Here is a 15379-nt window from a genome sequence, read left to right on the forward strand (position 1 = left end):
CGCGAGGGCGAGCGAGTTTTCGACGAACAGGAGCGAACTCTACGCGAGGGCGAGCGATTTTGAACGAGCGGAGCGAACTACACGCGAGGATGAGCGAGTTTCGTTGAGCGGGAGCGAATTACTCGCGAGGATGAGCGAGTTTTCGACGAACAGGAGCGAACTACACGCGAGGGCGAGCGAATTTTCGATGAACTGGAGCGAATTACGCGCGAGGATGAGCGAGTTTCGATGAGCGGGAGCGAATTACTCGCGAGGATGAGCGTTTACGACGAGCGGGAGCGAATTACTCGCGGGGATGAGCGAGTTTTCGACGAACGGGAGCGAACTCTACGCGAGGGAGAGCAATTTTCGATGAACGGGAGCGAACTCTACGCGAGGATGAGCGATTTCCGACGAGCGGGAGCGAATTACTCGCGAGGATGAGCGAGTTTTCGACGAACGGGAGCGAACTCTACGCGAGGATGAGCGTTTACGACGAACGGGAGCGAACTCTACGCGGGGATGAGCGAGTTTTCGACGAACGGGAGCGAACTTCGCGCGAGGGCGAGCGCATTTCAGACGAACGGGATTTACCTTCTACATATTTTTACAATACAAATAGCCGAACAATTATCATTAGATTGTTCGGCTTCTCATGTAAAATATTTTACATTTTTTCTGGTGCATGTACACCAACCATACGAAGTGCATTACCAAGCGTTATTTTAACTGCTTGTAGCAACGCTAGCCTTGCTTTCGTTACTTCTAACTGACTTTCATCTAACACTTTCTCTGCATTATAGAAACTGTGCAATTGAGAAGCTACATCAAATGCGTACTGGGTTATTTTATGCGGAATTCGTTTCTCCGCGGCGTCCAACACCAGTTGCGGAAATGAAGCTAATAGCTTTAACAAGTTTATTTCACTCGTTTGTTTTAATAAAGAACTATCATACTTTTCATAAGCATACCCACTTGCTTCAGCTTTATCTAGTAACGTACAAATGCGTGCATGGGCATATTGTACATAATAAACCGGGTTGTCATTTGATTGGGAACGGGCAAGATTTATATCAAAATCCAAATGCGTATCACAAGAGCGCGTATTCATCATGTAACGCATGGCATCAACGCCTACGTCTTCCATTAGTTGCCTTAGTGTGAGCGCCTTTCCAGACCGCTTACTCATTTTCACTCGCTCGCCGTCTTCAAATAAATTCACCATTTGAATAATCTCCGTCTCCAACTTCTCTTTTGGATACCCTAATGCTTGGATTGCCGCTTCCATTCGCGGAACATAGCCATGATGATCTGCTCCCCATACGTTAATTAACTGATCAAAACCACGCTCCAGTTTATCATTATGGTAAGCAATATCAGACGCTAAATACGTGTAGCTGCCATCTGATTTAATAACGACGCGATCTTTATCGTCGCCATATTTTGTCGTGCGAAACCATGTAGCACCATCCTGTTCATAAATGTCACCAGATGTGCGCATTTTATCAAGTGCTTGATCTACTTTGCCCTTTTCATATAAAGACATTTCCGAAAACCATTGGTCAAATGGCACCCGAAATTGGTTTAAATCATGCTCGATCTTTTTCAATTCAAAGTCTAATCCGTAGCGCCGAAAATAGGCTAAACGCTCTTCTTTCGGTTTGTGCAACCATACATCGCCTTCATCTGCAGCTAATTTTTTCCCAATATCGATAATGTCTTGCCCGTAATAGCCATCTGCTGGCATTTCCGCTTCTCGTCCTAGCGCTTGCATATACCGCGCTTCCACTGATAAAGCAAGGTTATACATTTGATTCCCAGCGTCATTGATATAATATTCTCGCTCGACGTGATAACCAGCAGCTTCCAATACGTTACCAAGGGCATCTCCATAACTCGCACCACGAGCATGCCCTAAATGAAGATCCCCTGTAGGATTGGCAGAAACAAACTCAATTTGAATACGATAATCTTTCGCATCATGTTTGCCATAATTCGCTTGTTCTTCCAATATATACGGTACTAACGGTGTTAAATAATCATAGTCCATAAAAATATTAATAAAACCAGGTCCAGCAATGTCCACCTTCTGTATATATGTACCCGCTACATCGATGTGGTCGACAATAGCTTGGGCAATTTGTCTTGGCGGTTGCTTTGCTACTTTTGTTAGTTGCATCGCAATATTCGTTGCGTAATCCCCGTGCTGGTCGTTGTTTGGCTTTTCCAAGACAATTTGCGATATCTGGACTTTCTGACCTACTAGTTTTGCTCGTACCAAAGCTTCCAATATGGAAGTCTTCACCTTTGTTTCAATCTCTTGCACCATATTCATTCGTGTTGTCCTCCCTCTTAAATTTCAATTCCCTCTATAAACTATATTAATACCTTCAATTTCATTAACAAGAAGCAAAAAATGGAACTACTTCCTATTTCATAGCTATCTTTCCTCGTTTTCATCCTACAAATATTGATTTGGCACAAAGGCTCGGGGCGCCCGGTTAGCAACGTAGTAAGTGGAACGAATCAACGAAAGTAATAGGAATCATGCTTCTGCAACAGGAGTATGCCGACACCCTCCGGCAAACCCGCCTTTAGTCGGTCGGCCTTCCTCTTTAGAATGAACCGATGATGACTTATCGTAAGGAGATTCGTGAAGTCGCCTAGTTACTGGGCGATGGAGCCGGATGGGGCTCATTTGGTTACGCCGTAGCATCAAATTTTATACTTCTTATATCGGAAAAAAATATGGCATTTTTCGTACAGTTTGCAAACAGTGCCATGATATTTATTATGCATCTATACAAATTGTGCCCATAATCCTTTATGATAAATCATAACCCTTACGATAGTAAAAAGACATTATATAATGGAGGTTTTTTCCCATGTTAACAGAACAACTTGCTTCAGAAATTGTAAAACGTACAATGTCTATTTTGGAATTAAATGTCAATGTAATGGATAAAACAGGAACGATCCTTGCTTCAGGTGACACAAATCGTGTTGGGCAGCTTCACCATGGGGCCTGTAAGGCAATTGAACAAAAACGAACCATCGATATTCATTCAGTAGAAGAAAGTTGGCAAGGTAAAGCAAAACCTGGTATTAATTTACCAATTCGATTTCATGATGATATTGCTGGAGTTATTGGTATTACCGGTGAGCCTGAAAAAATTAGAGGCTTTTCTAAATTAGTGCAAATGGGAGCAGAACTAACGTTAGAGCAAGCTTTTTTGACTCGAGAGATCGATCGAAATGCTAGGATGCGTGATGATGTTATTTCTCATTTATTATTAGGTTCCGATAAAGAACAAGCATACATACTAGATAGAGCGCGGTCGCTTAAAATTAATATAGAAGAAACATTTGCCACTATTCTTCTTTCTATACCTTATCATACCGCCACTACCCAACCTGTAAACCAAATTGAAGCTTGGGCAAATACGTTGGTTACAGAAGAAGATGAAATCGTTCGTTTTTATACAAACCAATTTGTTATTTTAAAAAAACAACAGAAGCCATATCTAAATACAAATGATTCCTTAAACAAATGGTTAACAAACAAATTACCCTCTGCACCTATTTCGGATTTAACGGTTGCCTTAGGCCCATTTGCAAGTGGATTTATTGGCTGGAGACGTTCCTTTGAAACGGCACAAATTGTTAAAGATACAGCAGAAGCTTTATATCCAGAAGGCGGAGTTTGGGACCAACAAACACTAGGGCTATCTATCTTATGTTATCGTTTTTTACAGGCCGCAAATGAAGAAGCACAAGCGATTAGCTCTATTTATAAAAAAATACTTCATGCAAATGACGGTAAAACACTAGATGAAACATTTACAACCTACGTTAAAGCGAATGGAGAAATGACAAAAACAGCAAATATCCTCTTCATTCATCGTAATACATTAGCATACCGGTTGGACAAAATTCATGCAATAACTGGGAAAAACCCAAGACATCTACAGGATCTTATCGAGCTAAAAGTGGGAGAAATTCTTTATAAGTTAGCAACATAATGCATATGCACCAAACATCCTAATGAAAGCACTTACTTTTTATGCGTTTGCACAATGATTCATGACCTACTTCCCCTCTACAATAGACCTATAACATAAAACGTTGAAGGAGGAAAACCTAATGGAGATTGAAGTAAGTGCATGGGGCGCAATTATCGGTTTATTCTTAGCTATTTTTATGATTTTAAAGAAAATCCCAGCTGCTTACAGTTTAATTACTGGCGCCATTGTAGGTGGTCTTGTCGGTGGTGCGAGCCTAGTAGATACCGTGCAATTAATGGTTACGGGCGCGCAAAATATTATGCCCGCTATACTAAGAATTTTAGCTGCTGGTGTATTAGCAGGCGTACTAATCGAATCAGGCGCAGCCTCAAAACTCGCACAATCAATTGTTTTCAAATTCGGGCATACGAGAGCATTGCTTGCTTTAGCTATAGCCACTATGTTGTTAACGGCAGTAGGTGTATTTGTTGATGTTGCCGTTATTACGGTAGCACCAATTGCTTTAGTCATAGCTTCAGAAGCTAGGCTATCAAGATTTGCCATCCTCATTGCCATGGTAGGTGGAGGTAAAGCAGGGAACATCATGTCACCGAACCCGAATACGATTGCTGTATCGGAAGCTTTTGATGTGTCGTTAACATCGGTTATGGCAGCAGGAATGATTCCAGCGCTTTTTGGACTCATGGTAACTTATATGATCGCAAAACGAGTTTCGGCAAAAGGTACGGCTATTCAAGCAAGTGAAATTGAACAAACCAATATGGAATCGCTACCTTCTTTGTTCACAGCTGCATTAGCTCCTATTGTAGCCATTCTTTTACTTATAATGCGTCCACTATTTCAGATAAATATTGATCCAATGATTGCATTACCTGTTGGTGGATTAGTCGGCGTTATAGCAATGGGGAAATGGAAGAACACAAATACTTATATTAAAAGTGGATTAGCAAAAATGGCACCGGTTGCAATTTTACTCATTGGAACAGGAACAGTAGCTGGAATTATTACGAATTCTAAATTAGATACCGTCCTTATCCATGTATTAGAAGGATTCGGTTTACCTGCTTTTGCGCTAGCGCCAATATCAGGAATGTTTATGTCAGCAGCAACCGCATCGACTACAGCAGGATCTGTTGTAGCAAGCAGTGTGTTTAGCGGAGCTATTTTAGAATCCGGGGTTGCTGGTTTAGCAGGAGCTGCTATGATTCATGCAGGTGCTACCGTACTTGATCATATGCCACACGGTAGTTTCTTTCATGCCACAGCAGGCAGTGTTGGCATGCAAGTGCAAGAACGGTTGAAATTAATTCCATATGAATCGTTCGTAGGTATTACAATGGCTATCGTCTCTACCCTTATCTACGGTGTATTTCAATGGTTTTTATAAGTATTAACATAGAAAAATATGGAAAAAACCTTATTCCTATAGCGCAAGAAAGGAAGTGAGCAAAAATGAAGAAACCCAAAATTGTGATTGCTCCAGATTCATTTAAAGAAAGCATGACAGCAAAACAAGCTGCTAAGGCTATAGAGCGTGGATTTCGTTCTGTATATGCAGACGCTTTAGAGATAGATATTATTCCAATGGCTGATGGTGGTGAAGGAACAACCCAATCCTTAGCAGACGGATTACAAGGAACACTATATGAAAAAGAAGTTACAGGACCGTTAGGAGAGAGCGTAGTTGCAACCTATGCGATCTCGAGAGATAGATCAACTGCAATCATTGAAATGGCAGAGGCATCAGGTCTTCACCTCGTTCCAAAAGAAAAACGAAATCCATTGATAACTACTACTTTTGGTACAGGTGAATTAATCAAAGCAGCCTTAGATAAAGGCGTTACGAAAATTATCCTAGGGATTGGTGGTAGCGCTACAAATGACGGTGGTGCAGGGATGATTGAGGCACTTGGCGGTATTTTTTACGACAATCATGGCTATCAACTAGAGCGAGGTGGCGGGGCATTATCTCATCTAGCTCACATAGATTTGTCACATCTAGACGTCCGCTTAAAATCTATAGAAGTAGAAGTTGCTTGTGATGTGGCTAATTTGCTTCTTGGCCCTGATGGAGCAAGTGCCATTTACAGTCCACAAAAGGGAGCGACAGAAGAGATGGTTCAACAATTAGACGATGCATTATATACTTTTCATGAAGTCATGGTAAAAGCTACTGGTACCAGTGTTAAAAATGTACCTGGTTCAGGTGCTGCAGGTGGCTTAGGAGCTAGTCTATTAGCTGTACTTCAAGCCAAGTTGAGACCCGGAATTGAAATTGTGCTAAAAGAAAGCCAATTTTTTAACCGAGTAAAGCACGCTGATCTCGTCATTACAGGAGAAGGAAAGATAGATAGCCAAACGATTAACGGCAAAACTCCTATTGGTGTTGCAAGAGCTGCCAAAAAATGTGGTGTTCCTAAGGTCATCGCGTTTTGCGGCACGCTAGGAAAAGGATATGAAGCGATATATGCTTATGGGATTGATGCAGCATTTAGTATCACACCTGGTCCATGTCAACTAGAAGAAGCAATGATACATGCAGAAGCATATTTAGAAGGAGTGGCAAGGAATGTAGCAAAGATTTATTGTCATGATATGTAAAGAGTGGAGAAGTGGAATTTCTCGAGAAAAAGCCACTTCTCATTTTTTAGGTTCCTTCATTGTAAGTACAGGAAAAAACTTCAATTTTGCAAGCCTTTGAAGAACTTAGTAGAGACTACGTAAATCCTTTCATCCGCAACCACTAATACAGCACTTATTAAAAGCATTTCACAACGTCTAACACCACTTGTTATGTCAAATGTACTTTTTAACTATTCTGGATCTCCTTCTGTAGCTTCAATTCCAGTTACAAGATCATGCTTATCTAAATTAGCTTTAAAAAAATCCTTCGTATTGGGAAGTCTAAGGTGCATACTTGATTTTTGTGACATTTGAACCGTGCATTTTTCAATTTCATAATTAAATACATGTCCACCAGAACGACGATGTTCATCAATAAAATGAAGGTGAAAGCCAGATACTGCCACCCCATTAACATAATGTGGGGTCCAAAACCCTACGATCGTTCCCTTGATATCGTTAAACTCGAATATAGGCTGTGATTTCACAGCTTCTGTCATTGGCACATACGGTTTTTGCTGAATTTCAACCGTTCTTGTTTTTATTTTTTTAAATACACCTTCCATACGTATAGCATAAAAAAGATTTTTACTAGGAAAAATCAACTGCATCTTGTTTTCAAAGTCTTCACTAGACATCGGTTGATTAATTTCTTTATAAATATCTGAAGTAAAATACGTTAGCGAACAAAATGGCGAACAGTCACTTCCTTTAACTGGGTAAGCTTGTCCATCAGAACGGAGACGGTAAAATGCACCATCAAAACCAATTAATTCTCCGTCCAATTGATTAAATGTACCAATACCAAAATCGCCAACTTTTTTTGCTTCAGACATATAAAAGTTCCCATCATAGATGCCGTCCAACAATGATACCATTGTCGAAAACTGAAAAACTTGATCCCATTTTTCATTGGTGTTTGGAAAACAGTTTTGCTTCATAGGATTTCTCATTTTCTCTTTTCACTTCCTTAATGAATTAAAATTTGAATTAACATATTATGCCTCATCAGATACCCTAGGAAACTTCCCGTCAGCTAAATGAATATTATCACTGTAATCAACCGGAATATCAATTAACACAGGGCCATCTGTATGAATAGCTTTTCGAAGTACAATGGAAAGATCATTGGAGGAATTTACTCTAAACCCCTTCGCTCCAAAACTCTCCGCATATTTTACAACATCAATACTACCGAACTCTATTCCTGATGTACGATTATATTTCATTTGCTGTTGGAACGCCACCATATCATAAGAGCTATCATTCCAAACAAGATGAACAATTGGCGCTTTCAGTCTGACCGCCGTTTCTAATTCCATGGATGAGAACAAGAAACCTCCATCTCCAGACACAGAGATAACTTTCTTGCCCGGATGGACAAGCGTTGAAGCAATTGCCCAAGGGAGGGCAACACCAAGTGTCTGCATACCATTTGAGAATAGAAGCCCTAAAGGGCGATAGCATCGAAAATATCTTGCCATCCAAATGGCATGAGAACCCACATCACAAGTTATCGTTGTATCATCATCCACCAATTTGCGTAATTCATATATAATTTGTAGCGGATGTACGCGATCCGTTTTCCTTTCTCTTGGAAGCTTACTTTGAAATTCTAATGCTTTTTGTAATTGTCGAAGCGTAGGCTTAAATGACTCATCATGAAAGACTGGAAGGGAAACTTGTGCCATATGCTCCAACGTTTCAGTAATATCTCCCACAAGTTCAATTTCAGGCTGATAGTCAAAATCAACGTCTGCTTGAATGACATCAAGATGTAAAATGGTACGCTTACCCTGATTCCATAATACCGGGTCGTATTCAATTGGGTTGTAACCAATTGTCAATACGACATCGGATTTTTCTAACAACATATCCCCAGGTTGATTGTGAAATAACCCAATTCTACCAAAATATTGATCTTCTAAATCATGAGAAAGCGTCCCTGCTGCTTGATACGTTTCAACAAACGGTAACTTCCATTTCCTTAATAGTTGACGTACAGCTCCTACTGTTTCAGGCCTTCCACCTCTCATTCCCACTAAAACAACAGGGAAATGCGCTTTGCGAATAGTAGCTATTGCTCTACGAATATCTTTTTCCGGAGCACTTCCGAGTTTTGGAACGGATAAAGATTTTAGCGTGTTAACCTTTACCTGTTCTAATACCACATCCTGTGGGAAACTAAGAAAAGTTGCCCCTTTCACCCCAGATGTTGCCACTCTAAACGCATTGGTTATGGCTTCAGGGATATTATGAGAATCTTCCACCTCTGCACTGTATTTTGTAATCGATTGAAACAATGCTACGTTATCCATTGATTGATGTGTATTTTTTAGAAGGTCCGACCTTTTTACAGCTCCGGCTAGAGCAACTACTGGATCCCCTTCTTTATTGGCGGTTAATAGACCAGTAGCCAAATTAGATGCTCCAGGCCCTGAAGTCACTAAACATACCCCTGGCTTCCCCGTTAATCTACCAATTGCTGCTGCCATAAAAACTGCATTTTGTTCATGACGGCAAACGATTAATTCAGGCCCCCTATCTTTTAATGCATCAAATACTGCATCAATTTTTGCTCCTGGAATAGCAAAAACATGAGTGACACCTTGCTGAATAAGACTATCAACGACAAGTTCTGCCCCTCTTACTGTTAGTGTTTCGCTTTCAACGTCTACATTATCCAAAGTCTTCACTCCTTTAATTTAAAATATTTAAAATGAATTATATTTAGTGTATTATTAATTATATGTTTCACAGGGAATTATTTCCAATATAAATTTGTCGTACATTTAATATGTTAAACGACTGAATTCGCATTCAGAAAGGAAGAGTGGATGATAGAACTACACCATCTACGCTATTTTATAGTTGTAGCTGAAGAACTACATTTTGGAAAAGCAGCACTTCGATTGCAAATGACGCAGCCCCCCCTTAGTCAGCAAATAAAGCACCTAGAAAGGGAAATTGGTGTAACTTTGTTGAAGAGGTCAAAGAGGACAGTTACGCTAACAACAGCAGGAACAGTTTTTTTAAAACATATAAGGCAAGGGCTTGCACAAATTGATTACGCAGTGGAGATGGCCAAACAGACAGAAAGAGGGGAAAGCGGAGAATTAAAAATCGGGTTTGTGGGTTCTGCTACATTTGAAATTCTACCACCTTTAATTAGACGATATCAAAAGCGATTCCCTTCCGTTAAAATTGGGCTACAAGAGATCTCTACTGCAAATCAAGTAAAAGGACTGTTAAACGGAAGTATTGACATCGGCATCCTTCATCCACCAATAAAAAATAATGACCTTATACTACATACAGTAAAGAAAGACAATTGTGTACTTGTAGTTCCAAAGGGGCACTCGCTCGCTTTAAAAGAACCAGTCCATTTGAAAGATCTTCATAGCGAATCAATGATTTTTATTTCTAAAGAAACCTGGCCTTACTTATATAGTAAGTTTAATCTCTTGTGTAAAAAAGCAGGGTTCACTCCTAATATTCATCACGAGTCTACGGAATACCATATGATAATTAGTTTAGTGTCTGCTGAGTTGGGAGTTTCAATCGTTCCTTCTAAAAAATCATTGAATTTCGATGTGGTATATAAAGAAATTGAAAATTTTTCATTGGATGCTGAATGGGTTACTGCACATAAAAAAGATAACCAAAATCCTGCTTTGTTAAATTTCACAGAGGCTTTACATTCGTATTTATAGGCGAAATTTATATGATGAATACAGGAAAAAATACATCTTCAAGTAGAGCAAGCCCCTTTCATGCGTAGCAATTTAAGGCATACATTCTTATTTATTGCATACTGTTTATTGTATGGAAAAAATTAGAAAACTTGTCCTTTCTAAAATTTTTTATAAGGAGATGTTAACAACTGAAATGAAAGATTTTATATGAAACAATACCACGCTCAAAGACGAAATAAGTAAGAGTCGCTATTTTTTCCGGTTTTGTATCTTTTTTATAGGAATATTAGCTGTTTGTACTTTGGTGGAATCCATTGCTTTACTGTCAAAATTTCTACTTCATGGTAGGTAGTTTGTGTTTCCATCATTATCGTGCTGTCATGAAACGCCTCTGCTAAATTAGGAAACCAACTTCATGACCAATGAAATGAACCTTTTCCACCCCTGTCTATAATTCATTGGTTTCCTATAGTATAAAATAAAAACTAGTTAGAACTAGTTAGAAGGAAGGGAAGATAATGACTAATTTAAATTTTGTTGAAAACAGTGGGTTTGAATCTTCAACCATAGAACCATGGAGAGCAGCAAACACATCCGTAACGAATCAGCATTCACATTCTGGCTCATGCGCAGCCATTTTCGCGGGAAATAATACTTCCTCCTATTTAGCCCAATACGTCTCTGTTCATTCTAAAGAACAATTTGAATTTCAAATTCACTTAGGGAAAATAGGAAATGAGCCTTCCAATTCGATTCTTTTACAAATAACTTTCCATGATAACTCCTATAAATATCTAGGTAGCGGACTATTTGTTAATATTCCTGCTGACAAAATACCAAATATAGAAAAAGAAAATTGGTTGTCCATATGCCAAAAAACGACCACAGCTCCTCAAGGAACAGCAACAGCATTCATTTTAATTAACGAATTAGGAAATACAGGAGAGGCTCCAATACTACTGGATGATATCTCTTTATCATCCACACATGTACATGGTATTAATAAGCAACCGAATCATATGGAGACAGAAGAAGCTAAATCATCGAAAAATTTGCCAACTGCAAATGAATTATTAACTAGTAATTCGTTATTCTCCGACTTTGCTGATAATCCACCTAGCGATAATTTGGAAAATACGATGAATACAACATCATCTCGCTTTATAAATCTTTGTCTTTTAAATTCAGAAGCAGAAACAGTAGACCTTATTGAACTTTTTTCAGCTTTTGCTAGTTTTTGGACCGAAGAGAACAGGGGAGGGGATTACACTATTTTCACGTTACCTCACTCCAGCAATAGTATTGCACAAGGCATTAAAGTATCATCTACTTCACCCACTTTTTATGAAGATCCAGAAGTTATACTACTCAGTAACCCCCAAACATTGGATACATTGACCTTTGAAAATACATCCAATAAAGTGATTACAGATACGATTCAATTTAATCAACATACACAAACGTCAGAGTCTTGGCGCTTATTAGAGGCCGTTTCTATTGGTGGAGATAATTTTTATAATATGAATACTCCTTTTGACCTAAATAATTTTTCTGATACGCTAACAGAATCAACGTTACCAGGCAATATCCCTTTTACAACGATATTTTCTGATACAGCTCAATCCCTAGACATTGACCTCAACCAAACAAACTCCCAATTTGGAAGACAATTTTGGAATATAGAACAACCAATTCGTTTACTCCCTGACACCATTACTAGAATTAGTCTACAAACAAGACTCACTCAAGAAAGGAGTGTTTTTCAATTCAACTTCGACATTACAGGATTTTTAGGAGTTACAACGACTCGACCTGTCAATGGTGTAACAGAACATTACTTTCCTATAACAGAAATTATACAGGAGTCTGTATATCCACAAATTGAGGTTCGCCCTGAATTCAATGGACTCCGTTGCACAAATATTGGGGAGTACATCACCGAATATCGTATTGAGCCAACTCTTTTAATAGAAATACAAAGCATAACCGATCCATTTAGAAATAGGGAAATTATTATACCTGTTGAAAATCTTGGTAATACTGTTATTTCCTTTGATGAATTTGAATAAAGAGGAGTGTGATATTCATGGCAATTATAGATTTGCTTCGGTTAACAGGAGAAGCTGGTTTAAGATGGTTATCTGACGATGGATTAGAATATCCAAGAGATTATGATCGTGTGCAATTACTTTGGGGGAATGATACTCCCAGAATAGATCCTCCCGGGGGTAGAATTACATCTGATACACCACCTAGAACGATTGTGGCAAGAAAAGAAATAACAAATAATACAGATCGCCCCTCTGAGCCCCAAACGATTACATTTGAACGAACAACAGAAAATGTATTTCGTACGGAAACAACAGAAGGATATGAAGTTGGCACTTCTTTGCAGGCCAAAGCTAGTACGGATGTATTTTTTGGTAGTCTAGATATTACTGTATCTACAAACTTCAAATTTAATGTTTCTACAACCCAAGCGGAAGAAAGCAAAGAGTCCATAACATGGCGGGAGGAAATACCTATTGTCGTACCACCTAGAACGAAAACCCGTGTGGACTTCATTATTGAAATAGGAGAATTTGATCAACTCGTTCCCTTTATTCTTCCTTTTGCTGGTTTTTTTAGAGCTATAAAAGGTACAACTGTCGTTAAAGGTGGAAGGTTAACGGAACCAAATTCTCAAGGAAGAACCATTGCACAATATATGGAGCAATTAGGTGATATAAAAGTCACAAAAGGAGGGCTTGGTGTTTTTGTCTTTGGAGAGACTTCATTAAGCGGGGCTCTTGGTATTGAATCAAATACCGTAATTACCAATTTTCCTCTTCCTCCAAGTAATGCAGAAGTAACGATTGATACGATAGAAGGGCAATCTGGACCTCGCTCTGTATATTTTTAAGCAATTTCCACTTAAAATTATAAAATATCTCCTACCGATTGGCAGTAGGAGATATTTTACAGGTACAAAATGTTGTAAAACATCCACTTCCAACATTGGCATACGAACTTTTAGGTCAGACAATGGAACCTTTATACAATGGACAAAATGAAAGAAAACATTAAATGGAGCTATATCTAGTTTCATTTCGTTTGCTTGAATTATCTAGATATTTTTTAATTTAGAAAATACGATACACAACTAATCGAGATGAGGGCTGTACTCCTGATATTGTGCCACCTATACTAATGGGAAGTGGGCTAATATTAACAAGACTAATGGTATCTCCTACAGCTAGATTTTCAAGCCCAAAAGCTACAACTTCCTGTCCAGCAGAAGTTCCATAGTTGGCTCCATATAAACCAAAGGGACCGACAATGTTACCATTAAGTGATATTGCTACACCGAAAGGACCATTGGAGGTCGTAGAAGGCATTAGTGTACCAATTAAATAATAAGTTCCTGCTTCTTGAATAGTTAAAGTATCAGTACCATCAAAACTAAAATTATTAGAAAAAAACCTACCAGGTGTAAAAGTCACTGCTTCTCCATAAGTTAAAGCTTGTGTTTGGTATGATGCTAAATCAGCAAACGTCCCAAATGCCCCCCCAGTTGGACCTGTGGCTCCGGTCGCTCCCGTTGGGCCTGATGGACCTGTGGCTCCGGTCGCCCCCGTTGGACCTGATGGGCCTATGGCTCCGGTCGCTCCCGTTGGACCTATGGCTCCGGTCGCTCCCGTTGGACCTGCTGGACCTATGGCTCCGGTCGCTCCTGTTGGACCTGATGGACCTATAGCTCCGGTCGCTCCTGTTGGGCCTGCTGGGCCTATGGCTCCGGTCGCTCCTGTTGGACCTGATGGGCCTATGGCTCCGGTCGCTCCTGTTGGACCTGCTGGGCCTATGGCTCCGGTCGCTCCCGTTGGACCTGATGGGCCTATGGCTCCGGTCGCTCCCGTTGGACCTGATGGGCCTATGGCTCCGGTCGCTCCCGTTGGACCTGATGGGCCTATGGCTCCGGTCGCTCCCGTTGGACCTGATGGGCCTATGGCTCCGGTCGCTCCCGTTGGACCTGCTGGACCTATGGCTCCGGTCGCTCCCGTTGGACCTGATGGGCCTATGGCTCCGGTCGCTCCCGTTGGACCTGCTGGGCCTATGGCTCCGGTCGCTCCCGTTGGGCCTGATGGACCTATGGCTCCGGTCGCTCCCGTTGGACCTGATGGACCTATGGCTCCGGTCGCTCCCGTTGGACCTGATGGGCCTATGGCTCCGGTCGCTCCCGTTGGACCTATGGCTCCGGTCGCTCCTGTTGGACCTGCTGGGCCTATGGCTCCGGTCGCTCCCGTTGGACCTGATGGACCTATGGCTCCGGTCGCTCCCGTTGGACCTGATGGACCTATGGCTCCGGTCGCTCCCGTTGGACCTGTTGGACCTATGGGCCCGGTAGGTCCGGTAGGTCCTGTTAAACCAGAACTACTTCCACATGTTATATTATTTATAACTTTGCATCCACTACCTCCAGAGCAACCAAATTTAATACAATTTTTTTTGTTTCTATTAGGTCTTATACGCATTTATTTGTAATACTCCCTTCATAAAAAATTCACCTCATTAATAAGATATGAACAAATAAAAACTGCGTATAATTAACCTAACCTAATTTCGTACAAAAACTTGTTTTATTCCTAATTTTCGTTAATGAAAAAGACTATCTTTTTCATTAACCTAGATTGTAAAATTAAGCGAGACACACAAAGTATTGTCATCAGATTAGGGGCTTTAAGTGAAGGTCACCCTACCACCGCCCTTGACCTTGTTTGTGTCCGTGGTGAGTTGTAAGCGGCGGCTAGTTGAAAAAATGCCATAAGGAAACATCCGCATGAATAGCGTACCACGGACAATCCATTCTAAGCTCCGCTGGTGGGGCTTCGACCCCTTCCAGCGATCATTAAGAATGGGCACGGTGGTCAAGGGCAGGCAGCTAAAGCTGTGGTTAGTGTGATATCATAACTTCAAAGAGATATGACACCATGCAATACAAAAAAGACATGCCATGATATACTCAATCAAAACCAACCAAAGTTAAGGAGAGTGTATCTGACATGTCCTATACCCATCTTA

The 15379-nt window shown here is 40.4% G+C and carries 10 protein-coding genes; 6 read left to right on the forward strand and 4 right to left on the reverse strand.

The window, feature by feature from the left end; translation table 11 throughout:
* Positions 1 to 646: 646 nt before the first annotated feature.
* Positions 647 to 2314: an arginine--tRNA ligase gene (gene argS, locus D9780_RS12665; RefSeq protein ID WP_121640344.1), complete on the reverse strand. Its 1668-nt coding sequence runs from the start codon at positions 2312 to 2314 to the stop codon at positions 647 to 649.
* Positions 2315 to 2864: 550 nt separating this feature from the next.
* Between argS and D9780_RS12670 the strand changes: the two genes are divergently transcribed.
* The 3 genes from D9780_RS12670 to D9780_RS12680 all read left to right on the forward strand — a co-directional run bounded on the left by D9780_RS12670 (position 2865) and on the right by D9780_RS12680 (position 6605).
* The gene (locus tag D9780_RS12670; protein WP_121640345.1) at positions 2865 to 4001 is read left to right on the forward strand and encodes a CdaR family transcriptional regulator; all 1137 of its coding nucleotides are present in this window, start codon (positions 2865 to 2867) and stop codon (positions 3999 to 4001) included.
* A 121-nt stretch (positions 4002 to 4122) separates the two neighbouring features.
* On the forward strand, positions 4123 to 5391 hold the full coding sequence (locus D9780_RS12675; RefSeq protein ID WP_121640346.1) for a GntP family permease: 1269 nt from the start codon (positions 4123 to 4125) through the stop codon (positions 5389 to 5391).
* Positions 5392 to 5456: 65 nt separating this feature from the next.
* A complete protein-coding gene (locus D9780_RS12680) occupies positions 5457 to 6605 on the forward strand; it encodes a glycerate kinase (RefSeq protein WP_121640347.1) in 1149 nt (382 codons plus the stop codon).
* 212 nt (positions 6606 to 6817) lie between these two features.
* Here D9780_RS12680 and budA read toward each other — a convergent pair whose 3' ends face one another.
* Together budA and alsS are read right to left on the reverse strand one after the other, a co-directional pair.
* Positions 6818 to 7579 carry an acetolactate decarboxylase gene (gene budA, locus D9780_RS12685; protein WP_121640348.1) on the reverse strand — a complete coding sequence of 254 codons (762 nt, stop codon included), beginning with the start codon at positions 7577 to 7579 and terminating at the stop codon, positions 6818 to 6820.
* A 45-nt stretch (positions 7580 to 7624) separates the two neighbouring features.
* Positions 7625 to 9313, reverse strand: a complete 1689-nt coding sequence (alsS, locus tag D9780_RS12690) for an acetolactate synthase AlsS (protein ID WP_121640349.1) — start codon at positions 9311 to 9313, stop codon at positions 7625 to 7627.
* 153 nt (positions 9314 to 9466) lie between these two features.
* On the opposite strand from alsS, the gene alsR reads away from it, so the two are divergent.
* From alsR to D9780_RS12705, 3 genes are all read left to right on the forward strand, one after another.
* Positions 9467 to 10339 (forward strand): acetoin biosynthesis transcriptional regulator AlsR, encoded by an 873-nt coding sequence (gene alsR / locus D9780_RS12695; protein ID WP_121641493.1) that lies wholly within the window; start codon positions 9467 to 9469, stop codon positions 10337 to 10339.
* A gap of 500 nt (positions 10340 to 10839) precedes the next feature.
* On the forward strand, positions 10840 to 12390 hold the full coding sequence (locus D9780_RS12700) for an NTTRR-F1 domain (protein WP_121640350.1): 1551 nt from the start codon (positions 10840 to 10842) through the stop codon (positions 12388 to 12390).
* Between the two features lie 17 nt (positions 12391 to 12407).
* Positions 12408 to 13223 carry an ETX/MTX2 family pore-forming toxin gene (locus tag D9780_RS12705; RefSeq protein WP_121640351.1) on the forward strand — a complete coding sequence of 272 codons (816 nt, stop codon included), beginning with the start codon at positions 12408 to 12410 and terminating at the stop codon, positions 13221 to 13223.
* Positions 13224 to 13443: 220 nt separating this feature from the next.
* Here D9780_RS12705 and D9780_RS21670 read toward each other — a convergent pair whose 3' ends face one another.
* On the reverse strand, positions 13444 to 14832 hold the full coding sequence (locus D9780_RS21670; RefSeq protein WP_162985870.1) for a collagen-like protein: 1389 nt from the start codon (positions 14830 to 14832) through the stop codon (positions 13444 to 13446).
* Positions 14833 to 15379 lie beyond the last annotated feature (547 nt).

Origin of the sequence: Virgibacillus sp. Bac330, assembly GCF_003667845.1 — a bacterium.
In the GTDB taxonomy this organism is placed as follows: domain Bacteria; phylum Bacillota; class Bacilli; order Bacillales; family Amphibacillaceae; genus Virgibacillus; species Virgibacillus chiguensis.